22 protein-coding genes are annotated in these 24,839 nt (G+C 72.5%); 10 read left to right on the forward strand and 12 right to left on the reverse strand.

Annotated elements, in window-relative coordinates:
* Nucleotides 1-48: 48 nt before the first annotated feature.
* The gene (locus ABD978_RS33590; protein WP_345363757.1) at nucleotides 49-1,455 is read right to left on the reverse strand and encodes an NCS2 family permease; all 1,407 of its coding nucleotides are present in this window, start codon (nucleotides 1,453-1,455) and stop codon (nucleotides 49-51) included.
* A 621-nt stretch (nucleotides 1,456-2,076) separates the two neighbouring features.
* Between ABD978_RS33590 and ABD978_RS33595 the strand changes: the two genes are divergently transcribed.
* The 4 genes from ABD978_RS33595 to ABD978_RS33610 all read left to right on the forward strand — a co-directional run bounded on the left by ABD978_RS33595 (nucleotide 2,077) and on the right by ABD978_RS33610 (nucleotide 7,379).
* The gene (locus ABD978_RS33595; protein WP_345363759.1) at nucleotides 2,077-3,375 is read left to right on the forward strand and encodes a helix-turn-helix domain-containing protein; all 1,299 of its coding nucleotides are present in this window, start codon (nucleotides 2,077-2,079) and stop codon (nucleotides 3,373-3,375) included.
* Nucleotides 3,376-3,710: 335 nt separating this feature from the next.
* Complete coding sequence (locus ABD978_RS33600; RefSeq protein WP_345363761.1) at nucleotides 3,711-5,738, forward strand: bifunctional copper resistance protein CopD/cytochrome c oxidase assembly protein; 2,028 nt, start codon at nucleotides 3,711-3,713, stop codon at nucleotides 5,736-5,738.
* Nucleotides 5,739-5,808: 70 nt separating this feature from the next.
* Complete coding sequence (locus tag ABD978_RS33605; protein WP_345363763.1) at nucleotides 5,809-6,771, forward strand: TIGR03621 family F420-dependent LLM class oxidoreductase; 963 nt, start codon at nucleotides 5,809-5,811, stop codon at nucleotides 6,769-6,771.
* A gap of 29 nt (nucleotides 6,772-6,800) precedes the next feature.
* The gene (locus tag ABD978_RS33610) at nucleotides 6,801-7,379 is read left to right on the forward strand and encodes a retropepsin-like aspartic protease (RefSeq protein ID WP_345363765.1); all 579 of its coding nucleotides are present in this window, start codon (nucleotides 6,801-6,803) and stop codon (nucleotides 7,377-7,379) included.
* Nucleotides 7,380-7,422: 43 nt separating this feature from the next.
* On the opposite strand, the gene ABD978_RS33615 is transcribed toward ABD978_RS33610, so the two are convergent.
* The 4 genes from ABD978_RS33615 to map all read right to left on the reverse strand — a co-directional run bounded on the left by ABD978_RS33615 (nucleotide 7,423) and on the right by map (nucleotide 11,419).
* Nucleotides 7,423-8,448, reverse strand: a complete 1,026-nt coding sequence (locus tag ABD978_RS33615; protein WP_345363767.1) for a S1C family serine protease — start codon at nucleotides 8,446-8,448, stop codon at nucleotides 7,423-7,425.
* Nucleotides 8,449-8,560: 112 nt separating this feature from the next.
* Entirely contained in the window at nucleotides 8,561-9,298 is a 738-nt protein-coding gene (locus ABD978_RS33620; RefSeq protein ID WP_345363769.1) for a metal-dependent hydrolase, read from the reverse strand.
* A gap of 260 nt (nucleotides 9,299-9,558) precedes the next feature.
* Nucleotides 9,559-10,536: a DNA polymerase ligase N-terminal domain-containing protein gene (locus ABD978_RS33625; protein ID WP_345363771.1), complete on the reverse strand. Its 978-nt coding sequence runs from the start codon at nucleotides 10,534-10,536 to the stop codon at nucleotides 9,559-9,561.
* Nucleotides 10,537-10,570: 34 nt separating this feature from the next.
* Nucleotides 10,571-11,419, reverse strand: coding sequence for a type I methionyl aminopeptidase (map, locus tag ABD978_RS33630; RefSeq protein ID WP_345363773.1), 849 nt, complete (start codon nucleotides 11,417-11,419; stop codon nucleotides 10,571-10,573).
* 58 nt (nucleotides 11,420-11,477) lie between these two features.
* On the opposite strand from map, the gene ABD978_RS33635 reads away from it, so the two are divergent.
* A complete protein-coding gene (locus ABD978_RS33635; protein WP_345363775.1) occupies nucleotides 11,478-11,654 on the forward strand; it encodes a hypothetical protein in 177 nt (58 codons plus the stop codon).
* Between the two features lie 4 nt (nucleotides 11,655-11,658).
* Here ABD978_RS33635 and ABD978_RS33640 read toward each other — a convergent pair whose 3' ends face one another.
* Nucleotides 11,659-12,240 carry a hypothetical protein gene (locus ABD978_RS33640; RefSeq protein ID WP_345363777.1) on the reverse strand — a complete coding sequence of 194 codons (582 nt, stop codon included), beginning with the start codon at nucleotides 12,238-12,240 and terminating at the stop codon, nucleotides 11,659-11,661.
* A 78-nt stretch (nucleotides 12,241-12,318) separates the two neighbouring features.
* On the opposite strand from ABD978_RS33640, the gene ppgK reads away from it, so the two are divergent.
* Genes ppgK through ABD978_RS33660 form a run of 4 tightly spaced genes read left to right on the forward strand, consistent with a single transcriptional unit; the run spans nucleotide 12,319 to nucleotide 15,544 of the window.
* Nucleotides 12,319-13,068 (forward strand): polyphosphate--glucose phosphotransferase, encoded by a 750-nt coding sequence (ppgK, locus tag ABD978_RS33645; protein ID WP_345363779.1) that lies wholly within the window; start codon nucleotides 12,319-12,321, stop codon nucleotides 13,066-13,068.
* Between the two features lie 24 nt (nucleotides 13,069-13,092).
* Nucleotides 13,093-13,773 carry an NADPH-dependent F420 reductase gene (npdG, locus tag ABD978_RS33650; protein WP_345363781.1) on the forward strand — a complete coding sequence of 227 codons (681 nt, stop codon included), beginning with the start codon at nucleotides 13,093-13,095 and terminating at the stop codon, nucleotides 13,771-13,773.
* A complete protein-coding gene (locus tag ABD978_RS33655; RefSeq protein ID WP_345363783.1) occupies nucleotides 13,770-14,732 on the forward strand; it encodes a ketopantoate reductase family protein in 963 nt (320 codons plus the stop codon). The genes npdG and ABD978_RS33655 overlap by 4 nt, the downstream gene beginning before the upstream one ends.
* Nucleotides 14,729-15,544, forward strand: coding sequence for a helical backbone metal receptor (locus tag ABD978_RS33660; RefSeq protein ID WP_345363785.1), 816 nt, complete (start codon nucleotides 14,729-14,731; stop codon nucleotides 15,542-15,544). Before ABD978_RS33655 ends, ABD978_RS33660 begins: the two co-directional genes overlap by 4 nt.
* On the opposite strand, the gene ABD978_RS33665 is transcribed toward ABD978_RS33660, so the two are convergent.
* The 5 genes from ABD978_RS33665 to ABD978_RS33685 form a co-directional block, all read right to left on the reverse strand.
* On the reverse strand, nucleotides 15,495-16,067 hold the full coding sequence (locus tag ABD978_RS33665) for a hypothetical protein (protein ID WP_345363787.1): 573 nt from the start codon (nucleotides 16,065-16,067) through the stop codon (nucleotides 15,495-15,497). The two genes, ABD978_RS33660 and ABD978_RS33665, sit on opposite strands and share 50 nt — an antisense overlap.
* A gap of 126 nt (nucleotides 16,068-16,193) precedes the next feature.
* Complete coding sequence (locus tag ABD978_RS33670; RefSeq protein WP_345363789.1) at nucleotides 16,194-17,384, reverse strand: asparaginase domain-containing protein; 1,191 nt, start codon at nucleotides 17,382-17,384, stop codon at nucleotides 16,194-16,196.
* A gap of 137 nt (nucleotides 17,385-17,521) precedes the next feature.
* The gene (locus tag ABD978_RS33675; RefSeq protein ID WP_345363791.1) at nucleotides 17,522-19,591 is read right to left on the reverse strand and encodes an ATP-binding SpoIIE family protein phosphatase; all 2,070 of its coding nucleotides are present in this window, start codon (nucleotides 19,589-19,591) and stop codon (nucleotides 17,522-17,524) included.
* Nucleotides 19,592-19,681: 90 nt separating this feature from the next.
* Nucleotides 19,682-20,290, reverse strand: a complete 609-nt coding sequence (locus tag ABD978_RS33680; RefSeq protein ID WP_345363793.1) for a TetR/AcrR family transcriptional regulator — start codon at nucleotides 20,288-20,290, stop codon at nucleotides 19,682-19,684.
* Between the two features lie 14 nt (nucleotides 20,291-20,304).
* Complete coding sequence (locus ABD978_RS33685; protein ID WP_345363795.1) at nucleotides 20,305-21,864, reverse strand: MFS transporter; 1,560 nt, start codon at nucleotides 21,862-21,864, stop codon at nucleotides 20,305-20,307.
* A gap of 200 nt (nucleotides 21,865-22,064) precedes the next feature.
* Between ABD978_RS33685 and panB the strand changes: the two genes are divergently transcribed.
* Nucleotides 22,065-22,907 (forward strand): 3-methyl-2-oxobutanoate hydroxymethyltransferase, encoded by an 843-nt coding sequence (gene panB, locus ABD978_RS33690; protein ID WP_345363797.1) that lies wholly within the window; start codon nucleotides 22,065-22,067, stop codon nucleotides 22,905-22,907.
* A gap of 62 nt (nucleotides 22,908-22,969) precedes the next feature.
* Here panB and ABD978_RS33695 read toward each other — a convergent pair whose 3' ends face one another.
* Complete coding sequence (locus ABD978_RS33695) at nucleotides 22,970-24,814, reverse strand: NAD+ synthase (RefSeq protein WP_345363798.1); 1,845 nt, start codon at nucleotides 24,812-24,814, stop codon at nucleotides 22,970-22,972.
* Between the last annotated feature and the right edge of the window lie 25 nt (nucleotides 24,815-24,839).

The following is a 24,839-nucleotide window of genomic DNA, read 5'->3' on the forward strand; positions in this document are numbered from 1 at the left end:
CTCTTCTCGTCCGAGCTGCCGGAACTCGTCGGGAGCTGCCGGATCTCGTCAGGAGATGCCGAAGATCCGTTCGATGACGGTGATGCCGAAGTAGGCGACGAAGACCACCGAGATCAGCCACAGCAGCCAGCCGGCCCAGCGGCCGCGGGCGGTCTGGATCACGGTGTAGGCGATGACGCCCGCGCCGACGCCGTTGGTGATGGAGTACGTGAAGGGCATGGTCACGATGGCGAGGAACGCCGGGATCGCGATGTCCAGGTCGGACCAGGCGATCTTGGCGACCTGGGTCATCATGAGCGCGCCGACGATCACCAGGGCGGGCGCGGCCGCCTGCGCCGGAACGACGGCCGCGATCGGGGTGAGGAACAGCGTCGCGGCGAAGAGGATTCCGGTGACGATGTTGGCCAGGCCGGTCCGGGCGCCCTCACCGATGCCCGCCGCGGACTCGACGAACACGGTGCCGGCGGAGGAGCTGGTGAGCCCGCCGGTGATCGCCGACAGGCCGTCCACGGCGAGGATGCGGCCCAGTCGGGGGACCCGGCCCTCCTCGTCGAGCAGGCCGGCCTCCTCGGTCAGGCCGAGGATCGTGCCCATCGCGTCGAAGAAGCCGCTCAGCACGAGGGTGAACAGCACGACGAGGGCGGTCAGCACGCCCGCCCGGCCGAAGCCGCCGAAGAGATCGACCTTGCCGAACAGCCCGAAGTCCGGCGTCGAGACGAGCTTGGAGGGCAGCTTCGGCACGACCGTGCCCCACGACTCGGCCGCGATCTTGGTGTTGCCGTTGATGACGACGGCGAGCACCGTGGCGACGGCGATGCTCAGCAGGATCGCGCCGGGGACGCGGCGGACGTACAGCACGATCATCAGCAGCAGGCCGATGACGAACACGAGCACCGGCCAGCCCGTGAGGTGGCCTCCGGTCCCGAGATTCAGCGGAGTGCCCTCGCCCTTGCTGACGAAGCCGGAGTCGACCATGCCGATCAGCGCGATGAAGGCGCCGATGCCGGCGGCGATGGCGTGCTTGATGGCCAGCGGGATGGCGTTCATGATGCGTTCGCGCAGCCCGGTCAGGGCCAGGATGACGATGATGACGCCCTCGAGCACCACCAGGCCCATGGCCTGCGGCCAGGTCATGTGCGGCGCGGCCTGGTAGGCGACGACCGCGTTGATCCCCAGCCCGGACGCGAGGGCGAGCGGCACGTTGCCGACCAGGCCCATGATGAGCGTGGAGATCGTCGCCGACAGCGCGGTCATCGTCGTGAGCTGCGGGATCGACAGCTTCGCGTGGGTGACGTCGGTCGCCCCGCCGAGGATGATGGGGTTCAGCAGGATGATGTAGGCCATCGCCACGAACGTCGTGACGCCGCCGCGGACCTCGCGTGCGACCGTCGTCCGGCGCGCGGTCAGGTCGAAGAATCGGTCCAGGGGACCTCCGGCCTCCAGCCGCGTCGTCATTCGGGGGCTCCGTTTCGCAGGACTGGGCGTACGGCCTCCGACGAATCGATCGGGCGAGGGGATCGTCAGGGTCTCGGGCCGCAAGGGGGACGTCGGAAGACTAGCCGCCCAGGCGGCGTTCCGGACCACCCGGTACGGACGTTACACATCCGTCGTATCCAGGTAACACGTCCGTTGTCCGGCATCGGGCGGGGCGGCGTGCGGCCTCGCGGGCGCCACCGCCCCGGCCCGGCGTCGGCGGTGAAGGGTGTGGTTCCGGGATACGTGGGTAATGGGGTGAATCGCGCTCCGGCTTTGCGGAGATCGGCCGCGAAGCGCGCGTCCGCACGCGGTGATCCCGCGGTGGGCGACGGCGCGGGTTTCGAAATCCTCAAAAAGGTCTTCAGTAAGAAGACGGCGAAAACTATCCTTTCTGGTACAAGTATTGTCAGCGACGGGGGACGGTCGGCCGGGGGTGGCCGGTTCGCCGCTGATGAGAGGCGTGATCGTTGAACTGTCCTGGTTCACGGGGGAACCGCACCCAGGTCGAAGGCCGTGCCGTACGGGCCTTCGTGAGCCATGACCCGGAGTCGACCACTCCTCCTGATTCTCTGTTGATTGTTTCGGTAAAAGTGGGTCAATGTGGACAGTCACCAATCGCTCGGGCAACGGATCCGCTGGGCACGGATGCGTAAGGGCCTTTCGCAGGCGCAACTGGCTCTCCCTGAGCTGTCCGACAGCTACGTCTCCCTGATCGAGAGTGGAAAGCGCACCCCCACCCCGGAGGTCGTACGGCTCCTGGCCCGCAAGCTCGGCTGCTCGGCGTCCTACCTCTCCAGCGGCATCGACGAGGCCACCCAGGACCGGCTGCAGACGACGCTCGACCAGGCCGAGACCGCGCTGCGGGGCGGCCGGGCGACCGAGGCGCGGGATCGCTTCGCGGAGCTGCTCGCCGACCCGGCGCTCAGCAGCCTGCCCGAGCCGGCGCGCCGGGCGCGCTGGGGACACGCTCTCGCCCTCGAGGCGGCCGGCGCGATCGAGGAGGCCCTCCGCGAGTTCGCCGCCCTCGGGTCGGCCCTCTCGCCGGAGTACGACACCGACGAGTGGATCCGCGTGAACGTCGCGGCCGCCCGCTGCCATTGGGACCACGGCGACCTGACGGAGAGCGCGGCCGTGGCCGAGCGCGCGTTCGCGCGGGTCACCACGAAACAGGGGCCGTGGAGCGACGAGACGGTCAAGCTCGGCGCCACCCTCGTCGGCGTCTACCTCGAACGGGGCGACCTGGTCAGCGCGCGGCAGCTCACCGACCGGCTGGTCGAGCGCGCCGAGGCGACGGGCAGCCCGGTCGCCCGGATGGCCGCCTACTGGGAGGCCGCCCTGGTGGCCCAGCACAAGGCGGACTTCGAAGGGGCCGTGACGTACGGGGAGCGGGCGCTCGCCCTCTTGGGCGAGGTCGCCGACCTGCGCGACGCCAGCCGGTTGCGGGGGGAGTACGCGACCCTCATGCTGCTGGCCCGGCCGCAGGACGCGGCGCGCGCCCGTGACGAGCTCGAACGCGCCCTCCACGAGCGGACCGCGACCGGGGCGGCCGACGCCGACATCGCCTGGTGCCTGACCCAGCTCTCCCGCGCGGAGCTGGCGATGGGCGAGCCGCGGCGGGCCGCCGAACGGGCGAACGAGGCGCTCGAGATCCTCGGCACCGAGGCCCGGCCGGCCACCGCCGGCGCCCTGATCGCGCTCGCCGAGGCCACGTTGCGGCTCAGCCGGCGGGAGGAGGCCACGGCGACGGTGGACCGCGCGATGGCGTGCCTCGGAGAGATCGGCCCTTCTCGTGAGGCGGCGCAGGGCTGGTTCCGGCTCGCCGAGCTGCTGTCGGACGCCGGGTCCCCGCAGCAGCGGGCCGACGCGTACCGGCAGGCGCTGGCCTGCGCGGGCCTGTGACGGCGGTCGGGCGCGCCCTCCGAACGCCGATCCGTCCCGCCGTGCCCTGAACGCCGATCCGTCCCGCCGTGCCCCGAACGCCGATCCGCCTCACCGCGCCCCCCGACGGTGAATAAGCTGAGGAGGTCCGGGGAGCGCTCCCGGCGGGCGGGCGGGCGGCCGAGGAGGCCGCAGGCCGTGCCCGCCCGAGTGGTGAGCGACCCCGGGAGACCCACCGACCCGGAGAGACGACCGCCTCGCCATGATGATCCTTTCGTTCGCGCACCGCCCCGGTGCCGCCGACGCCCACGCCGGCGCGCCGCGCGCAGCCGTCCTCCTTCGGCGGTCGGTCTCCCGTGCGTAGGCACCGGCCGTACGCCGCGGCGGCACTCGTCGGCCTCACCAGCCTCGCCGCCCTCCTGATCGCGCTGGTCGCCGGCGGCGCGGTCCGCGAGAAGGTGATCAGTGGGCTCGCGGACGCCGGCGCGCTGACCCGGTGGGGTCTGCCGGTCGCCCGGCTGGCCATGGACCTCGGGGGCGCGCTGACCGTCGGGACCCTGCTGTGCGCCGTCGCCCTGCTGCCCTCGGCCAAGGGCGTCATGGACCCCCAGGCCGTGCGGTACGTGCGGGCGACGTCCTGGATCGCCGCGGTCTGGGCGGCCGGCGCGGCCGCCACGCTGATCTTCACCGTCTCCGACATCCTGGGCGAGCCGGTCGGCACGGTCGCCGGCGGCAACGAACTGTCCAGCTACGTCGGGCAGCTCCCGCAGGGCACCGCGCTGATGATCGTCGTCCTGCTGGCCGCGATGATCGCCCTGCTGACCCGGACCGCGGCCACGCTGGGCAGCGCGGCGGGCCTGCTCGTCGTCGCCCTCGCCGCCCTGCTGCCGCCGCCGCTCACCGGCCACTCGGCGACCTCGCCCAACCACGAGCTGGCGATCAGCGGGCTGGCCATGCACGTCGTCGCGCTCGCGCCCTGGGTCGGCGGCCTGCTGGTCCTCACCTGGCACGCCGTCCACGACGGCGACCATCTCGGCGTGGCCGCCCACCGGTTCAGCCGGATGGCGCTGTGGTGCTTCGTCGCCGTCGGCGTCAGCGGTGTCGCGAACGCCATCTCCCGGCTGCCCACCCCCGCCCAGCTGTTCACCAGCGACTACGGCCGGCTGGTCCTCGCCAAGGTGGTGCTGTTCGTCCTCCTCGGGGCCGCCGGATGGCTCCACCGCGAACGCACGCTGCCCGCCGTCATGGCGCACAACCCCAAGGGGTACACGCGGCCGCCGGTCGGCCGTCCGCCGTGGCCGCTGGTGCGGCTCCTCGCCGCCGAGGCCTTCGTGATGGCCGCCACGATGGGCGTCGCCGTCGCGCTCGCCCGGACCGCTCCGCCCGCGCCGTCCGCCGAAGAGTCGCCGATCCGCAGCCTGCTCGGCTTCGACATGCCGCCGCCGGTCACCATCGGCCGGCTGGCGACCATGTGGCGGCCGGACCTGTTCTTCGGCGTCCTCGTCATCGTGCTGGGCGGCCTGTACCTCGCCGGCGTCTCCCGGCTGCGCCGGCGCGGCGACCGGTGGCCCGTGAGCCGGACCGTCTCCTGGTTCGTCGGCCTGATCACCGTGGTCGCGGTGACGATGACCGGCGCCGCGACCTACGCGCCGGTGCTGTTCAGCGTGCACATGGTGCAGCACATGACGCTGTCCATGCTCACCCCGATCTTCCTCGTGCTCGGCGCCCCGGTGACGCTGGCGCTGCGCGCGCTGAAGCCGGCCGCCATCCGGGGCGACCGCGGCCCGCGCGAGTGGCTGGCGGCGATGCTGAAGAGCCGGGCGGCCAAGTTCATCGGCCATCCGGCCGTCGCCACGGTCATCTTCATGGGCAGCACGTACGCGCTGTACTTCACCCCGCTGTTCGGCTACCTCATGCGCGCCCACGTCGGCCACCTGGCGATGCTCGTGCACTTCATGGCGGCCGGCACCCTGTTCTTCTGGGTGCTGATCGGGGTCGATCCGACGCCGCGCCGGCTGCCGTACATCGCTCGAATCCTCCTGCTGTTCGTCACCATGCCGTTCCACGCCTTCTTCGGCATCGCGCTGATGGAGCTCGGGCAGCCGATCGCCGAGGGCTGGTACAACTCGCTGCACCGGTCGTGGGGGCCGTCGATCCTCGTCGACCAGCAGACCGGCGGGGGGATCGCGTGGGCGTTCGGGGAGATCCCGACGTTCATCGTCCTGCTCGCGATCGTGTTCCAGTGGTTCATGGCGGATCAGCGCGTGGCGCGCCGCGAGGAGCGCCGCGCGGACCGGGCGGCGGCGCGCAAGGAGAACGACGAGCTGGCCGACTACAACGCCTACCTGGCGTCCCTGGACAAGCGGGCGCACAGCCAGGAGTGACGGGTTCGGCGGTTTCGCCGAGCGCGGAGACCCCTATGCCCGACGCCGTCGTGAGGGAAGGCTGACCCTCATGGGTGACTTCCGGTTCTCCTTCGTCCTTCTCGGCACGTCGTCGCACGCGGAGCTCGTCGAGCGCTGCCAGGAGGCCGAGCGCCTCGGCTACGACACCGTCTTCGCCGCCGACCACCTCGGGGTGCCCGCGCCCTTCCCGACGCTCGTCGCGGCGGCCGCGGCGACCCGGCGGCTCCGGGTCGGCACCCTCGTGCTGAACGCCCCCTTCTGGAACCCGGCGCTGCTCGCCCGGGAGGTGGCCACCACCGACCTCCTCACCGACGGCCGGCTGGAGGTCGGGCTCGGCGCGGGGTACGTCAAGTGGGAGTTCGACGAGGCCGGCATCGCGTGGGAGCCGTTCGGCGCCCGCGCCGACCGTCTCGAGGCGACCGTCGACGAGCTGACCCGGCTGTTCGCCGCGGGCGGCTACGAGCGGCAGGCCGCGCTGCGCGAGTCCTACGGGTTGCCGGTGCTCGCGCCGGTGCAGCGGCGGGGCTTCGCCGGATCCGGGCCGCCGCTGCTGATCGGCGGCATGGGGGACCGGACCCTGCGGATCGCGGCCGAACGCGCCGACATCGTCGGGATCGCCGGGACGCTGCAGGTCAAGGGGCGGCCGCCGGGCACCTTGCGCCTCGCGACGGCGGCCGAGACGGACGAGCGCGTGCGGTACGCCCGCGAGTGCGCCGGTGCGCGGGCCGACCGGATCGAGTGGCAGACCCTGGTGCAGATGGTGCGCCGGACCGACGACCGCCGGGCCGTGGCCGAGGAGCTCAGCACCCGGTACGACGGGGCGTTGAGCGCCGAGGAGGTCCTCGACACGCCGTTCGTTCTGATCGGCACCGTCGAGGAGATGGCCGAGCGGATCCTGCGCGACCGCGAGCGGTACGGCTTCACCTACTACACGGTGCACGCGCCGTTCATCGAGGAGTTCGCCCCCGTCATCGAGCGCGTACGGGCGCTCACGCGCGGTCGGCACGGTTAGCCGGCCCGGCGGCGGGAACGTCCGTTCCTGTGTCCCGCACGATGATCACCGGGCTGCTGCTGGCCGCCGCGCTGCCGATGGCCGCCGGCTGCGCCGAGACACACGCCCGGCCGACCGCCGACCTGAGCGTCGGGACGCCGGCCGCCTCCGCTCGGGCGCGGGCGTCAGCGGTCGGATCGGCGCCCGGATCGCTGGGCGTGCCCCTTCCGTCGGACACCGACCAGAGCTTCTCGCTGCCCATGCGGGTCATCCGCAACGGCGGCGGCACCCTCGTCTTCGTCCCGATCCGGGTCAACGGCATGGGGCCGTACGAGTTCGTCCTGGACACCGGGTCGTCGAACTCCTCCGTCGACCGCAGCCTCGTCCGGCGCCTGGCGCTGCCGCGCACCGGGCAGGAGCACCGTGTCCAGGGCGTCACGGGCAGCGGGATGGTCCCGATCGTCAAGGTGCGGAGCTGGACGCTCGGCGGTGTTCCGCTCCGGGCGACGTCGCTGGCGGTGGTCGACCTGAACATGGGCGTGGCCGGGCTGCTCGGCTCGGACGAACTCCGCCACTTCAGCAGCGTCACCCTCGACTTCAGCCGCGACCGCATCAACTTCCGGAAATAGGTGGTGGCCGTTACGGCCGGCCGGGCGGCGTCTCGGGGTTCGGCTAGCCGGGCAGCTGGCCGAGCGCGATATTGACGATGGTCTTGCTGCCGTCGGGGTGCTGGACCACCACCGGGACGGTCTGTCCGGGTTTGAGGCCGGCGAGGACGTCGGACAGGTCGGAGGTGCTCGGCGTCTTGGTGCGGTTGACCGACACGATGATGTCGTTGGGCCGGATCCCGGCCCTGTCGGCGGGACCGTCCCTCGTCACCGACACCACGCCGACGCCGACGACGTTGCCCGACAGGTCGGCGACGTCCCGGACCGTGATGCCGAGCGCGGCCCGGCCGGAGTTGGTCACCCGGCCCGATCTGATCAACTGGTCGGCGATCAACTTCACCGTGTTGCTCGGGATCGCGAACCCGATCCCCGCGGCCGCGCCGCCGATCTGCGGGTCGGAGGCGGCCAGCGCCGGGATGCCGATGACCTCGTTCTCCAGCGTCACGAGCGCGCCGCCGCTGTTGCCCGGGTTGATCGGCGCGCTGGTCTGTACGGCGCCCGAGATGGTCGCGCCGGGGAACGCGCCCTCGCGCGGAGAGGAGACCGTGCGGCCCACCGCGGAGATGATGCCGCTGGTCACGCTGCCCGACAGGCCGAGCGGGTTGCCCATCGCCAGCACGATCTCGCCCACCGACAGGCGGCTGGAGTCGCCGAACCGCGCGGGCCGCAGCGACGACGCGTCGTTCACCCGGACGACGGCCAGGTCGTCCGGGGAGTACTGGCCGATGAGCGTCGCGGGGAGCGCCTTCTTGCCGGTCGCGGTGGTCACCCGCAACCGGTTGGCCCCGGCGACGACGTGCGAGTTGGTGACGATGTCACCCTTGTTGTCGTAGATGACCCCGGACCCGAGCCCGGTGTCGGTGTCGATCTGCACGACGGAGGGGAGCACCGCCTTGACGACCCGCTCGTAGTCCTGCTCGAGCCGCAGCCCGCCGCCCTGGCCCGGCGGCGCGGGCGCCGTCGTGGCCGTGTTCGTGTTCTTCGCGTCGCCGCCCCCGCACCCGGCGATCAGGACGAGCGCAGTGATCATGGTGACGCCACATCGCGTCATGTGTCCCACATCACTGCTCTTCCCAGCAGGTCGGCCGGGTAAAGCGCCACGGCCTGCCGGGTACGGGCAAGTACCGCCGGGTCGGCGTCGATCAGCCGCCGTGGTACTCGAGCCAGTGCGCGGCGAAGGACCCGGCGGACGAGCGGACACCGAGGACCACGATGCCGAGCGTGAGCAGCGGCGTGACCACCCACTTCTCCACGGCGCCGTTGGTGTGCCCCACCAGCGGGATCGCGAGCCGCCAGGGGATGGGCCAGAAGACGGGGCAGCCCTGCGGCGTGATGCTGTCGGTGACGACGTGCGCGAGGCAGCCGAGCCCGACCGCGAACCCGGCCCACCCCAGCGTGAACCCGTGCCCGCCGATGCCCGGCCCGGCGAAGTGCATCCCGGCCATCAGGAAGGTCAGGCCGCCGGCGATCGCGGCGTTGAGCAGCGCGTCGAAGTGCTCGCGCTCCGGAACGCGGATCCCGATGCCGCGCAGGCCCAGGCCGATGATCAGGAACAGCATCACCCACCACGCCTGGACGACGTGTTCCGACAGCCAGTCGGCGCCGAGGGCCATGGCGACGCAGAACAGCAGCGAGTGGGTGGCATGCCGGTGCCCGCCGGACACCGCCGAGATGGCGCGGCACAGGGCGCGGGTGACCGGCCCGAACGTGTTGGCGATCGTGCCGTCGTGGTGGTCGAGGTCGGGCAGCAGCGCCGCCCCGGCGCAGACGACCGCTCCGGCCGCGATCTGACCGGGGGTCATCCGCATCCCGTAGTCGGTCAGGAAGGGGACGGTCCCGAGCCAGGCCGCGGCCCCCGCCAGCGCATGCGTATGGCCCATCATGTGAAGATCACCCGCTCTGTTGCCACGCGCGGAATGTAGCCCGCTTCGAGGAGAACGGACGCGCGACGCGCCGAAGCGGTTCCCGTGATCGACGCGACATCGCCGTGGCCCGCGGGCCCGTTCCCCGTACCCGGGAGGCGACGTGGGAGGCCGGCGTCTCGACGCGCGCGGCGGTGCGCGCCCGCGCTACACGGTCCGCGGCGTCAGGGCGGCGATGTCGCGCCCCCGCGGGGAGTCGAGGCGACAGTCCAGGGCGGTCAGGAATCCCGGACCGGGATGAGACGCCAGTCGGCCTTCTCCTGGTCGTACGGCGCGTCGAGACGCTTGGCGACGACGCCCGGCAGGCCCTGCTCGCGAGCCGCGGCCCGTACCGCCTCGCCGTCGTCGAAGCAGGGCGCGGTCTGCCACCGGGGCCCGGCGAGGCCCAGCCCCTCGAGCAGTTCCCGTCGCCGCCGGTACGGCTCGTCGACGAGCGGGCGGCCGTCGAGGTACAGCAGGTCGAAGACCAGGTAGGTCTCGCGCCCCTCGAGGTCGGTGACCTCGCCGTCCAGGACGACCCGGTGGGCGGAGAGCGACTCACCGAGGCCGGACGGGGCCTTGGCGGCCCTTCCGTCGCCGTCGAGGGCGCGCGTCGTACCGCGGTCGGAGAACACGATCGACCGGCGTCCGCCCCACGCGAACTCGAAGCCGTACGCGTCCGCGCGCCGGGGGAGGCGCTCCCGCCGCTCCGGCCGTACCGGGTCGATCCGCTCGGGCATCGGCGCCGCGTCCGGGTCGACCGGCGGATCCATACGGTGGATCATCCAGTTCTCACCGCCGGTCGGAAACAGCACGTACCGGCCCGAGACGCGGTTCCCGCGCAGGACCACCTTGACCTCGCGGTCGGTCCACTTCTCCGTCTCGTACGTGCCGCGGTCCCAGATGGTCACCTGGCCGCCGCCGTACTCGCCCTTCGGGATCTCCCCGGCGAAGGACGCGTACTCCAGCGGATGGTCCTCGGTGTGCACGGCGAGGTGGTTGGTCCGCGGATCGTCCGGCAGGCCCTTCGGCAGCGCCCAGGAGACGAGCACGCCGTCGCGTTCGAGCCGGAAGTCCCAGTGCAGCCGCCGCGCGTGATGCTCCTGGACCACGAACGTGTCGTCGTCGCCCCGGGGGAGCGGCCCCTCGTCCGGAACCGGCTCCGGCGTACGGCCCGCGTCGCGCTTCTGGCGGTAAGTCCCGAGTCTGTCGGCCACGGCGCGGTACGTACCCGCGAGGAACCGGCCTATCTCACGGGAGCGTGAGGATCTCCGTGCCGGTGTCGGTGACGAGGATCGTGTGCTCGAACTGCGCGGTGCGCTTGCGGTCCTTGGTGACGACCGTCCAGCGGTCCGGCCAGATCTCGTAGTCGATCGTGCCCAGCGTCAGCATCGGCTCGATGGTGAACGTCATGCCCGACTCGATGACCGTCGTCGCGTGCGGGTCGTCGTAGTGCGGCACGATCAGCCCGGAGTGGAACGTCGTGCCGATGCCGTGCCCGGTGAAGTCGCGCACCACGCCGTAGCCGAACCTCTTGGCGTAGGACTCGATGACCCGGCCGATGACGTTGAGCTGCCGGCCCGGGCGGACGGCCTTGATGCCGCGCATCATCGCCTCGTGGGTGCGCTCCACCAGCAGGCGGGACTCCTCGTCCACCTCGCCCACCAGGAACGTCGCGTCGGTGTCGCCGTGCACGCCGTCCTTGAACGCGGTGATGTCGATGTTGATGATGTCGCCCTCGCGGACGACCGTGTCGTCGGGGATGCCGTGGCAGATCACCTCGTTCAGCGAGGTGCACAGCGACTTGGGGAACCCGCGGTAGCCCAGCGTCGAGGGGTACGCGCCGTGGTCGAGCATGAACTCGTGCCCGATCCGGTCGAGCTCGTCCGTCGTCACGCCCGGCTGGATGCGCTTGCCGACCTCCTCGAGCGCCTGCGCGGCGATCCGGCCCGCCACCCGCATCCTCTCGATGATCTCGGGCGTCTTGACGTCCGGCTCTCCGGTCCGCGGCACCTTCTTGCCGACGTACTCCGGCCGGGGGATGTCCGACGGCACCTTGCGCATCGGGGAGACGTGACCGGGGCGGAGTTGCGTCGTCATGCTGTTGGAGTGTAGTCAGCAAGCCGGGGCACAGATGACACCATGATCGGAGGTCGCGATGAGTGACGAGGGAAAGTGGTTCTTCTGCCTCAAGCACCAGCGGGTCGAGCACGGGCCCGGCTGCCCGGACCGGGACCGGATGGGCCCCTACGCCAGTGAGGAGGAGGCGGCCCACGCGTTGCAGCGGGCCGCCGAGCGCAACGAGCAGTGGCGGCGCCAGGACGACGACTTCTAGGGCGTCAGGGGACGGCGGGGCCGCTGATCGTCTCCAGGAGCCGTGCCAGGCGGTCGCGCAGGCCGCGCCTGGGCGGCGGCTCCCCGGCGGCGGCGCTGACGAGGTGCTGGGCGGCGTCGAACGACACGAGCCGGTCGTCGGCCGGCACCGTCAGCGCCTCGTGCGCGAGGCCCTCCAGTTCACGGTCGCCGGTGTCCACCGCGAAGATCGTCGCGCCGACGCGGCGGGCGTCGTCCACCCGCTCCAGCAGCGGCGCAGGCGACTCGTCCTCGGACACGACGATCAGCGTCTCCCCGCGCCGGGCCGCCTCCAGGCGCTCCAGCCCGATCCGCAGGTGCGGCGGGGCGCCCGGCGGCGGCTCCCAGCGCACCAGCGTGGGCGCCAGCTCGGGCAGGCCGCCGAGCCGGCTCTCGTCGTCCAGGTGCGCGGCCAGGTGCCACGGCTCGTCGTCGGGCGGGCCGAAGACCAGCAGGCCGCCCGGCGTCCGGGTGGACGACCGCAACGCCCAGGCGAACTCCCGCGTGCGCTCCGGCCAGCCGGTCGTCGCGAGCAGCTCCCGCAGAGCCGCCACCTGACTCGCGTCCATGGTCCTTATCGTGCCGTACGGACCGTGAGATCACGTGCACTTTGTTAGCTACGAAGGATCTCAGGTAGGTATTGCGCCATGGAGATACTCGGGGTCGACATCGGCGGGTCCGGCATCAAGGGCGCGCCGGTCGACGTGGACAAGGGTGAGTTCACCCGGGACCGGTTGCGCCTGCCCACCCCGGAGGGCGCGCCGCCCCAGGAGGTGGCGCGGGTCGTCGGCGAGATCGTCTCGCACTTCGGCTGGACGGGACCGGTGGGCGTCACCTTTCCCGGCGTGGTCACCGACGGCGTCGTCCGTACGGCGGCCAACCTCGGGGACGCGTGGATCGACCTGGCCGCGCGCGACCTGTTCGCGGAGGCGAGCGGGGTGCCCGTGACGCTGCTCAACGACGCCGACGCCGCCGGGGTCGCGGAGATGACCTTCGGCGTGGGACGCGGCCGGGCCGGCACGGTCCTCATGCTGACGCTCGGCACCGGGGTCGGCAGCGCCCTGTTCCTCGACGGGACGCTCGTGCCGAACACCGAGCTCGGGCACATCGAGATCCGCGGCAAGGACGCCGAGCGGCGGGCCTCCGCCCACGCCCGGGAGGTTCACGACTGGAGCTGGCACGACTGGGCGAAGCGGCTGTCGGAGTACCTGGGGCGGATCGAGGACCTGCTGTGGCCGTCGCTGATCATCCTGGGCGGTGGCGTCAGCAAGAAGGCCGACCGCTTCCTGCCCCTCCTGGCCGACGTGCGGACCCCGGTCGTCCCGGCCGAGCTGCACAACGACGCGGGCATCATCGGCGCCGCGATGGCTGCGGTACCCGGCGCGGCGCGGTCCTGAGCCGGCCTGGCAGGATCATCCACTATGAGCACTCAGCAGGCGGATCTGCCGGACGTCAGCGGTCTTTCCATCGGCATCCTCGGCGGCACCGGTGACCAGGGCAAGGGGCTGGCGCGCCGGTTCGCCCTCGCCGGCCATGAGGTGATCATCGGGTCGCGCAAGGCCGAACGCGCCGAGCAGGCGGCCGAGAGCCTCGGGGACGGCCTGCGCGTCCGGGGCGCGGAGAACGCCGTCGTCGCCCGCGAGGCCGACCTCGTCATCGTGGCCGTGCCGTACGACGGCCACAAGGCGCTCCTGGAGTCCCTCCGGGAGGAGCTGGCCGGCAAGATCGTGGTCGACTGCGTCAACCCGCTCGGCTTCGACAAGCAGGGCGCCTACGCGCTGCCCGTCGAGGAGGGCAGCGCCGCCCAGCAGGCCGCGGCCGCCCTGCCCGACAGCACCGTCGTCGCGGCGTTCCACCACGTCTCGGCCGTGACCCTCCTCGACCCGGCCGTCGAGGAGATCGACCTCGACGTCCTCGTCCTGGGCGAGAATCGGGAGGCCACCAACACGGTGCAGGCCCTCGCGGGCCGGATCGGCGGCGTGCGCGGCGTCTACGGCGGGCGGCTCCGCAACGCCCACCAGGTCGAGGCGCTGACCGCCAACCTGATCTCCATCAACCGGCGCTACAAGGCACACGCGGGCCTGCGGGTCACCGACGTATGAGGTTCGTCGTCTACGGCGCGGGCGCGGTCGGCGGCGTCATCGGGGCGCGGCTCTTCCAGCACGGCCACGACGTCACCCTCATCGCCCGCGGCGCGCACCATGAGGCCGTGCGCGACGGGGGCCTGCGCCTCGACACCCCCGACGAGAGCGTCACCCTGCCCATCCCGGTGGCCGACCGGCCGGCGAAGGTGACGTTCCGGCCCGGCGACGTCGTTCTGCTCGCGATGAAGACGCAGGACACCCTGCCGGCACTGACCGAGCTGGCGGCCGTCGCCCCACCGGACATCGTCGTCGCCTCCGCCCAGAACGGCGTGGAGAACGAACGCCTCGCCCTACGGCGGTTCCCCCGCGTGTACGGCGTCTGCGTCCTGCTGCCGTCGGCGTTCCTCGAACCCGGCGTCGTCCAGGCGTACCAGGCCCCCCGGACGGGCGGCCTGGACGTCGGCCGGTATCCCGACGGCGTCGACGGTACGGCGGAGTCGCTCGCGGCGGCCTTCGCGGACGCGACGTTCGCGGCGGAGGCCCGGCCGGACGTCATGCGCTACAAGTACGGCAAGCTCCTCATGAATCTGGGCAACGCCGTCGAGGTGGTCATCGGGCCCGGTGAGCGGGGCGCGGACATCGCCCGGCTCGCCCGGGAAGAGGGCGAGGCGTGCCTGCGCGCGGCCGGCATCGACGCGCTCGGCGGCGGGGGCATGCCGTTCCAGGTCCGTCCGATCCGCGGGCGTGCGCGCGGCGGCGGCTCGTCCTACCAGAGCCTGCGCCGCGGGACCGGCACCATCGAGGCCGACTACCTCAACGGTGAGATCGTCCTGCTGGGCCGGGAGCACGGCGTGCCGACCCCGGTCAACGACCTGCTGCGGCGGCTGGCGAACCGGATGGCCCACGAGGGCCTGCAACCCGGCCTGATGACGCCTGAGGAGTTCATGGCCGCCCTGGACGGGTCCGCGCCCGGATGACCGGACGGCCGCACGGCGCCCCCCTCCAGGCCGATGACCTCGGAGTCCCGTTCCGGCCCGCCCGGGACGTGCGCCGTGTCGTGTCGCTCGTGCCGTCCCTCACCGAGGCGATCGCGCGTACGGCTCCGGGTCTGCTGGTGGGCGCCACCGACTGGTGCGTCCAGCCGCCGGACCTCGGGGTCGTACGCGTCGGCGGCACCAAGAATCCCGACGTGCGCCGGATCACCGGGCTGGCGCCGGACCTGGTCGTCGCCAACTTCGAGGAGAACCGCCCGGCCGACCTCGACGCGCTGCGCGCCGCGGGCGTGCCCGTCTGGGTGACCGTGATCCGCACCCTCCCGGAGGCGCTGACGAGCCTCGGGCGCATGCTCGCCGCCTGCGGGCAGGACCCGCCCGGATGGCTCACCGAGGCCCGTACGGTGTGGGCCGACGTGCTCGGCGGACCCCCGCCGCCCGACGTGACGGCGGTGGTCCCGATCTGGCGGCGGCCCTGGATGGTGCTCGGCCGGGAGACCTTCGCCGGCGACCTCCTCGCGCGGCTCGGCGTCGCCAACGCGTACGGGCGCGCCGACGAGCGGTACCCGAAGGTGTCCGTCGAGGAGATGCTGAACCGGCGGCCGGGGCTGGTCGTCCTGCCGGACGAGCCGTACGCCTTCTCCGCCACGGACGGGCCGGAGATGTTCCCGGACGTGCCGGTGGCCCTGGTGAGCGGCCGGCACCTGGAGTGGTACGGGCCGTCGCTCACCGAGGCGCGGCGGGTCCTCAGCGCGTCGCTGCCGCGCTCCGGCCCCTCCTCCAGTCCACGGCCATGATCGTACGAGCGGCGGCGAGCGGCATCAGGCCGGCGCACACCTTCTTCCGCAGCGCGTTCTCGACCTCGTCCTTGTCGGCGGCGGTGCCCCCACCGGCGTCGTACCGGGGCTCCGGCCACAGGTTGCGCGGATCCCGTGGCGCGCCGCCGAGTTCCAGCGGGACCAGGTGGTCCTCCTCGTAGTGCGCGGGGTTCGTGTCGGCGTAGCCGTACTCGGCGATCTGCCGCACCTTGAGCGCGTTCGTGTACGAAACCGGCGGCCGTACGGTCCTGGTCCACCCGGCCACGCAGATCGTCGAGCCGATCGTCTCCTGCGTGACGTCCGGATTGACCGCGCCGGGCTGACAGGCCGGATCGGACAGCGGCAGGTAGACCCGGGAGCAGGCTCCGGGCACGCCGCCCGGAACGGCCCGGACCGCGGAGACGCGTTCCGCCGCGAAGCCCGGGGACGCGGCCGTGGCCGATACGGCGGTCGCGGTGAGAAGGGTCGTCGTGCACAGGACGGTTTCGAGGACGCGCGGCATGGAAGTGCCCTTCGGAAAGCGGGGGTTCGCCCCCGCCATCCGGGCACTCGTCCCTGACGGCTCGGACCGGTCGTCGGTTGTGGCGTTACACGGGAGTGGTGATCATCTACCCCGACCGGACGATCTTCAAAACGCGCTTGCGACCGGCGACGGCGCGGACGGCGCCGCGGCGTTCCCCTCTAGCGCGGCGAAGGCGTTCAGCACGGCGGCGCGGTCGTGACCGGCGTCCAGCAGCAGGTGCATGAGGACGCGGGCCTTGAGCGGTTCGAGACCGGTGACCGCCATTCCGCCGGGCGTCGCGGTCGGGGAGTGCAGGACGACCGGGATGCGGGCGGCCGTCTCGGCGAGGACCGGGACCAGCGCGGCGAGGGCGGCCTGCCCGGCGCGGGCGGCGACGATCAGGCCGTCGCAGTGGCCGGCGAGCGCCCGCAGCAACGCGCCGTCGTCGCCGAGCGCCACGACGTGGAGCCCGACGCGCGGGGGACGCCCGGCGAAGGGCCCGCGCACCGTGAACCGCTCCGGCGGGCGCCACAGCAGACGCGGGATCCCGCCGATCACCTGGCCCAGTGGCCCCGCCCCCGGGGAGGCGAACGCCGGCGCCGCGATGCCGGTCGCCCTGACGTGCCGGGCCGCGTGGATGTCCCCGTGCGCCACGACCGCGCAGCCGAGCCACCGCGGGCCGGCGGCCGCGACGGCGATGGCGTCCGCCAGCTCGGACGGGCCGCCGGAGGCCGCGACCAGGGCGATGGGCGCGGAACCCTCATGCAGCAGTTCCAGCGCCCAGGCGGTCTCCGCGAGGGTCTCCGCCGGATGGACGACGACGACGCCGCTCGCCCCGCCGGCGACGGCCTCGCCGACCGCGCGGGCCAGCTCACCGACCCCGGCGAAGGTGGAGACGGGACCGGCGGCCGGCCGGCGCTCCACCCTGACCCCGTTCGGCAGCGACGGCATGGCGTCGACCATGGCGCCGGATCCCTCCGGCAGGAACACGACGACGAGCCGGGGCATGATCTCCGGCCCGCCGCCGGGCACGGTCCCGGCCGGAACGTCACCGGTCGCGCCGTCGGCCGGGCCCGCACCGGTCCGGAGAGCCACGGACGCGCCCGGCCCAGGGGAGGGCGAGATCGCGAAGGAGACGTCGTCCGGTACCGGTGTGCCGGACGGGCCCGTGGCCGGCGGCGCGACGGCGGGGTACCCGTCGGAAGGCGCCCCGGCCGCCGGAGCCCCATCAGGCTCGGCGTCCGGCTCGCGTCCCGGGAGCGCGACCTGCCAGGACGGCGGGATCGGCCACGGCGGCGGGCTCACAGAGGCGCTCATGCTCGGCATCCTTCGGCGTCACGCGGCGCCGACGGCGTCCGGCTCGTGATCAGACGACGGACGAAACCTAATGCATCGAGATCATCCGCGGGGGTGAGTTGTCGCGAATACGGGGGTCCGAATGCGGCCCGGCGTGGTCAGGCGGGGAGGTGGTGGGCCTCGCCGGGCCAGGAGCCGTCGAAGCCGTCGTCCCGGTCGGGCAGCTCCAGCTCGCACCAGACGACCTTGCCGTCGCCGGCGGGCCGGGCGCCCCAGCGCTTGGCGAGCCGGTGCACGACCTGCAGGCCGCGTCCGCCCTCGTCGTCGTCGGCGGCCTGGCGGGCCCGGGGGAGCGCGTCGGAGTCGTCGCGCACCTCGCAGACCAGGGTGCGGTCGCGCAGCAGCCGCAGCTCGATGTCGCCCGAGGCGTACCGCAGCGCGTTGGTGACGAGTTCGGACACCACCAGCTCGGTGCTGAAGGACAGCTCCTCGCAGTCCCAGCGTTCGAGCGTCTCGCGGACCCGGACCCGGGCGTCCCGTACGGCGGACGGCAGGGCGGGCAGCCGCCAGGAGACGACGTGACCGGCGGGCAGGCGGCGCAGGCGGGCGATGAGCACGGCGATGTCGTCGCGGTCGTGGTCGGCGTAGGCGCTGTCGAGGGTGGCCTTGGCCAGCTCCTCCAGCGGCCGGAACAGCGCCTCCGCGCCGAACAGCCCCTGCAGCCGGGACAGGCCGTCGTCGATGTCCTGGCCGCGGTTCTCCACGAGCCCGTCGGTGTAGAGCACGAGGACGCTGCCGTCCCCGATAGTGAACGTACGGGTCTCGATCATCCCCTCGCCGACGCCGAGGGGCGGCGCGGGCGGGACGTCGAGGAACTCGCTGGTGCCGTTCGGCCGGAGCAGCAGCGGCGGCAGGTGCCCCGCCGAGGCGATCTCGCAGGTGCCGTCGGTCGCGTCGTACACGGCGTACACGCAGGTGGCGAAGGCGGGCTCCCGCTCGCCGATCTCCCGCATCAGCGCGTCGAGCTGCTGCAGGCCGTCCGCGGGGGAGAGCTCGAGGTTGACGATGGTCCGCAGGGCGGTGCGCAGGCGGCCCATCGTGACGGCGGCGCGTACGCCGTGCCCGGCGACGTCGCCGACGATGAGGGCGACGCGGCCGCCGGGCAGCGCGATCGACTCGTACCAGTCGCCGCCGACCTCGATCAGCTGGTTGCCGGGCAGGTAACGGTGCCGGACCGCGACGCTGGACGGCGCGGTGAGGCCGGTCGGCAGCATGCTGCGCTGGAGGGTGAGGGCGGTCGCTCGCTCGCGGCTGTAGTGCCGGGCGTTGTCGATGTAGAGGGCGGCGCGGGCGGCGAACTCCATCCCGAGCTCGACGTCGTACGCGTCGAAGGCCCGGTGCGCGGAGCTCCGGGTGCAGACGAGGAACCCCAGCGTCGTGCCCCGGGCGATCAGCGGCAGCACGACCATGGAGGTGTCGGCGAGGAGCTTGGCGACGGGCTTGCGCCGCCACAGCCGGGCGGTCCGCTTGGCGACCTTGCCGTCGAGGTGGGGCACCAGCACCGGCTCGCCGGTGGCCATGCAGCGCGTGTACGGGGTGTCGGGCGGGTAGGTGAGGACCTCCCCGGTCGGGAAGGCGGCGTTCCAGCGGGGGTCGGACTCGTCGGAGGCGAGGGCGACCCGGCGCAGCACCGTGGTGCCGTCCGCCGCGACCGAGGGCTGCTCGTCGGCGGCGACGATGGCCTCCTGGATGAGGACGCCGGCGGAGTTGCAGAAGTGCGGCACGATGACGTCGACGAGCTCGCGCGCCATCTGGTCGAGGTCCAGGGTGGCGCCGATCCGTACGAGCGCGTCGTCCAGCATGGCCCGGCGCATCAGGGCCGGGTCGGTGAAGCGCTCGAGGTCGGTGACGGCGACCCGGATCATCATCAGGTCGACCGGGTCGGCGGCGGCGGTGTGCATCGGCTGGACGGTGACGACGCCGTTGCGCGCCTCGCCGTCCGGGGCGCGCAGCCCCAGGACGGCGGTCCGCTCGTGGCGGTCGGCGAGGGCGTCGAGGAGCCCGGTCAGGGCCTCCTTGCTCTCGTCGGTGAACAGGCCGGACACGTTCGTGCCGACGATCTCTTCGGGGGCATTGCCGAGCACGCCGGAGGAGTTCTGCCCGCACTGGAGGATCTGGCCGGCCCGGCCGATGCCGAGCACCAGAGTTCTCGCCGAAGAGTCGGCCATCCGCCGGAGTCCTTCCTGTGACCCGTCATCCCCCGTTGTAAAAGTATGACCAAATGTGATCGGCGGAGGAAGATCATCACAACTCCGGGTTCAGCGTGGCGCGAGTCCCGTCATGAGGGCGTCGACGACCCGCTCCGCGTAGTCCTCCGGGACCGGACCGGCGCCGGCGGCCCGCGTCCGGTGGGCGACGGCTCCCGTGAGGATCCACAGGGTCAGCTCGACGTCCAGGTCGGGGCGCAGCTCTCCGGAGGCGACGCCCCGCCGCAGCACCTCCCGGATGACCTCGCGCCGGGGCTCGACGATCTCGCGGGTGAAGCGGTCCATCAGCTCCGGGTAGCGCTCCGAACTGCCGAGGACGCTCCAGTAGCAGTCGACCCGCTTCTTGTCGCTCTTGTCGGCGACGAACGCCTTGGCAAGGGCGTAGAGGTCCTCGCGAAGCGACTCGCCGCGCGGCTCGGGCAGCGGCCCCTTCAACGCGGCGAGCGCGTCGATGATGAGCGCCTCCTTGTTGGGCCAGCGGCGGTAGATCGTCGTCTTGCCGACCCCCGCGCGTGCGGCGACGGCCTCGATGGAGACGCCCGCCACCCCGCCCTCCTCGGCGAGGAGGTCCAGGGTGGCGTCGACGATCGCCTTGGCGGCGCGCTCGCTGCGCGGTCGTCCCGGCGGCCGCGCAGCACACTGGTCAGTGGTGTGCGTCATCACGCTTCACCGTCTCACACCTCCACGGGTTCGCGCTGTTCGACGTGGGGAATGTCGGGCTCGACCGCGGGCCTGCCCGGCATCCACTTCAGGACGACGAGCGCTCCGAGGAAGGCGACGGCGGCCGAGATGGCGGAGGTGATGTGCATGGCGTGGACGAAGGAGTCGTGCGCCGGCGACAGGAGCGCCCGGCCCGCCGGTCCGAGCTTCTCGGCCACTCCCGTGGTCGCGCCGATGTCCGACCCGGCGACGGCGCGCAGGTTCTCGGGCAGCGCGGTCAGGTGCGGCTTCATACCGTTCCGGTAGATCGAGGCCACCAGGGAGCCCAGCAGGGCGGTGCCGAGCGCGACGGCGACCTGACGGGCGATGTTGTTGATGGCCGAGCCGGATCCGGCCTGCTCCCTCGGCAGCACCGACATGACGGAAGTGGTGGCCGGGGTCATCACCAGGGCCATGCCCGCGCCCTGCACGAAGAACGTGATCCCCAGGATCCAGATCGGGCTGTGGACCGCGGCGAAGTGGTAGCTGAGCAGCGCCAGCGCGACCATCGTCAGGCCGGTCGCGGCGACCGGCCTGGCGCCGTACCGGGCGACCAGCCCCGCGCTGCGCGGGGAGAAGATCATCTGGCCGGCGGCCAGCGGCAGCGTGAGCAGGCCCGCCTGCAGCGGGGAGTAGCCGCGGACGTCCTGCAGGTACAGCGAGATGAACAGGAAGACGCCGCCCAGCGCGAAGAACACCAGCGCGATGGCGCCGACGGACGCCGACAGCCGTCCGTCGCGGAACAGCCGGACGTTGAGGGAGGGGTGCTCGATACGGGACTCGTACCAGACGAACGCCGCGAGCAGCGCGATCCCGGCGAGCACGGAGCCGTACACGGTCGGCGCGGTGACGGTCGCCTTCTCGCCGCCTTCGATGATTCCGTAGGTGAGCAGGATCAGGCCGGCGATGGACAGCAGCACACCACCGAAGTCGATCTTGGCGCGAACCGGGTTCCGCGACTCCGGAACGAGGAGCGCGATGCCGATCACGCCGGCGATGACGACCGGGACGTTGATCAGGAAGACCGAGCCCCACCAGAAGTGGTCGAGGAGCAGGCCGCCGGTGATGGGCCCGACGGCGACGCCGATGCCGACGGCACCGGCCCACAAGCCGATGGCGCGGGCGCGCTCCTCGGGTTCGAAGACGTTCGTGATGATCGACAGGGTCTGCGGCATGACCGCCGCGCCGCCGAATCCCATGGCCGCGCGGGCGAGGATGAGCTGGTCGGGCGTCTGCGCGTACGAGGAGAGCAGCGAGGCCAGGCCGAACAGGAGCATGCCGATCATCAGCATGCGCTTGCGGCCGATCCGGTCGCCGAGCACACCGAAGGTGAACAGCAGCCCGGCGAACACGAGCGTGTAGGAGTTGATGGCCCATTCGAGCTGGCCCTGGCTGGCGCCGAGGCCGGCGCGCGGGTCCGCGATCGTCTTCAGGGCGACGTTGAGGACCGTGTTGTCGAGCACGATGACGAGCAGGCTGACGATGAGAACGCCGAGGATGGCCCAGCGTCTCTTCTGGATGGTCTGCGGATCCATGAGGCCCTTCGAGGGGGAATATCGATACGAGTCAGTCTCGTTTCTTAACAACGCACAGCCTAGGCCGGTTCATTCCGATACGCAACCGTACCGTTTTGAAACCTCCTGGGAAGAGGCGGGGGTGTACGAGTCGTTGACCCCGTGGGATCATCGATCCGTCCGGGGACGCCACCGTGGCGCCTCGAGGCAGGAGGTTTCCGATGTCTGTATCGACCAGTCGGCCGACCACCCTGTACGGCGGCCAGACCGGGCGCCGCGTGACCGTCCGCGACATCGCGGCGGCGAAGGAGCGCGGCGAGAAGTGGCCCATGCTCACCGCGTACGACGCGCTCACCGCGCGGGTCTTCGACGACGCCGGGATCCCGGTGCTGCTCGTCGGCGACTCCGCCGGGATGGTGGTGTTCGGCCACGAGTCCACGATCCCCGTCACCGTCGACGACCTCATCCCGCTGACCGCGGCGGTCGTGCGCGGCACCTCCCGCGCCATGATCGTCGCCGACCTGCCGTTCGGTGCCTACCAGGCCGGTGTGGCCGAGGCCCTGCACACCGGCGCGCGGTTCCTCAAGGAGGCCGGCGCACACGCGATCAAGCTCGAAGGCGGCCGGCGGGTGCTGCCGCAGGTGGAGGCGCTCGTCGCGGCGGGCATCCCCGTGATGGCGCACCTCGGCCTCACGCCGCAGTCGGTGAACGCCTTCGGCGGCTACCGCGTCCAGGGGCGTGGTGAGGACGGCGAGCGCCTGATGGCCGACGCCAAGGACCTCGAGGCGGCCGGCGCGTTCTCCGTCGTGCTCGAATGCGTGCCCACCGAACTCGCCGAGCGCGTCACCGCCGCGCTGTCCATCCCGACCATCGGGATCGGGGCCGGCCCCGGCACCGACGCGCAGGTGCTGGTGTGGCAGGACATGGCCGGCCTCACCCCGCACACCGCGAAGTTCGTCAAGCGCTACGCCGAGGTGGGCGGCGTGCTGCGCGGCGCCGCCGAGGAGTTCGCCGCGGACGTCGTCTCGGGCACGTTCCCCGGCCCCGAGCACACCTACCGCTGATCCCCGACCGCCGCCGCCCGCCCCGGACCGCCGGGCCGGGCGGCGGCGTCGCGTTCAGCGGCTCAGGCGTCCTTCGCGGTCTGCCGCTTCGCGACGCGCGCGGGGTCGGCGGTGTGGGGGGCGACGATCTCGCGCCACTTGTTGGTGATGGGGAGCCGGCGGTCGCGGCCGAAGTTCTTCGGGGTGATCTTCGGACCGGGCGGGTACTGGCGGCGCTTGTACTCGGCCGCGTCGACCAGCCGGATCACGCGCTCGACCAGCTCCGGGTCGTGGCCCGCCGCGATGAGGCCGTCGCGGCCCATGTCCTTCTCGACGTAGTCGTCCAGGAGCGCGTCGAGGATGTCGTACGGCGGGAGCGAGTCGGTGTCGAGCTGGCCGGGGCGCAGCTCCGCGGACGGCGGCTTGTCGATGATGTTCTGCGGGATCGGCGGGGTCTCCGACGGAGGCGTGAACGGGTGGGCCCCGTCGATCCGCTCGTTGCGCCACCGGCACAGCGCGAACACCGTGACCTTGGGCACGTCCTTGATCGGCCCGTAGCCGCCCGCCGAGTCGCCGTACAGCGTGGAGTAGCCGGTGGCCAGCTCGCTCTTGTTGCCGGTGGTCAGCACCAGGTGGCCGTGCTCGTTGGACAGGCCCATGAGGATGTTGCCGCGGACCCGCGCCTGGAGGTTCTCGGCGGCCAGGCCGTGCAGCTCCAGCTCGGCCTCGTAGGCGTCGACCATGCCGCGGATCGGCACCGTGCGGGAGTGGATGCCCTGCCGCTTGACCAGGTCCTCCGCGTCGGTGATGGAGTGATCGCTGGAGTAGCGGCTCGGCATGAGGACGGTGTGCACGTTGTCCGGGCCGATGGCGTCCGCGGCGATCGTCGCCACCAGCGCGGAGTCGATGCCGCCGGACAGCCCGAGGATGACCGAGCGGAAGCCGTTCTTGCGAACGTAGTCGCGCACGCCGAGCACGAGCGCGCCGTACACCTCGCCGAGGTCGCCCAGCGGCTCGGCGCGGGGCGGCTCCTCCGGGGTGTACGCCGGGACCGGGGCGGACGACAGCAGCACGCGCTCGATCGTGATGGTGGTGCCGTCGTGCCCGTCGGCGGGCGTCTCGCCCGGCGTGAACTCCGCCGGGGCGGTGGGCAGGTCGAGGTCGGCGACGAGCAGGTCCTCCTCGAACTGCGGGCCGCGGGCGATCAGCTCACCCTCGCCGGTGACGATGACGGAGTCGCCGTCGAACGCCAGCTCGTCCTGGCCGCCGACGGAGTTCACGTACGCGAGCGCGCACCCCGCCTCACGGGCCCGGCGCGCGCACAGCTCCAGGCGGACGTCGTCCTTGTTGCGCTCGTACGGCGAGGCGTTCGGGGCGACGAGCAACTGGGCGCCGGCCTCACGGGTCACCGTGACCGGTCCGCCCTCCTGCCACAGGTCCTCGCAGATCGCCACGGCGACGTCGACGCCGTGCAGCCGCAGGACGGGCAGCCGGTCACCGCGGACGAAGTACCGGTACTCGTCGAAGACGCCGTAGTTCGGCAGGTGGTGCTTCGCGGTGCGGACGGCGACCCGGCCCTGGTACAGCACCGCCGCCGCGTCGAGCGGCGCGCCCGCGGGCTGGCCGACGCGGTCCACGACGTCGGCGCGCCGGTCGAGGTAGCCGAGCACGACGGCCAGCTCGCCCAGGCCTTCGTCGGCGAGCCGGCGGGCCGTCGCCTCCAGGGTGGCGATCGACGCGTCCACGAACGACTTGCGCAGCGCGAGGTCCTCCACCGGGTAGCCGGTGAGGAACATCTCGGGAAAGACGACGAGGTGGGCGCCGCGGTCGGCGGCGCGCCGGGTCCATTCGACGGTGCGGTCGGCGTTGCCGGTGAGGTCGCCGACGGTCGCGTTGGCTTGAGCGAGTGCGATACGAAGCTGTGCCACGCTTCGAGACTAGACGGGGCGCGCC

Source organism: Actinoallomurus liliacearum (assembly GCF_039542035.1).
Lineage (GTDB): Bacteria > Actinomycetota > Actinomycetes > Streptosporangiales > Streptosporangiaceae > Actinoallomurus > Actinoallomurus liliacearum.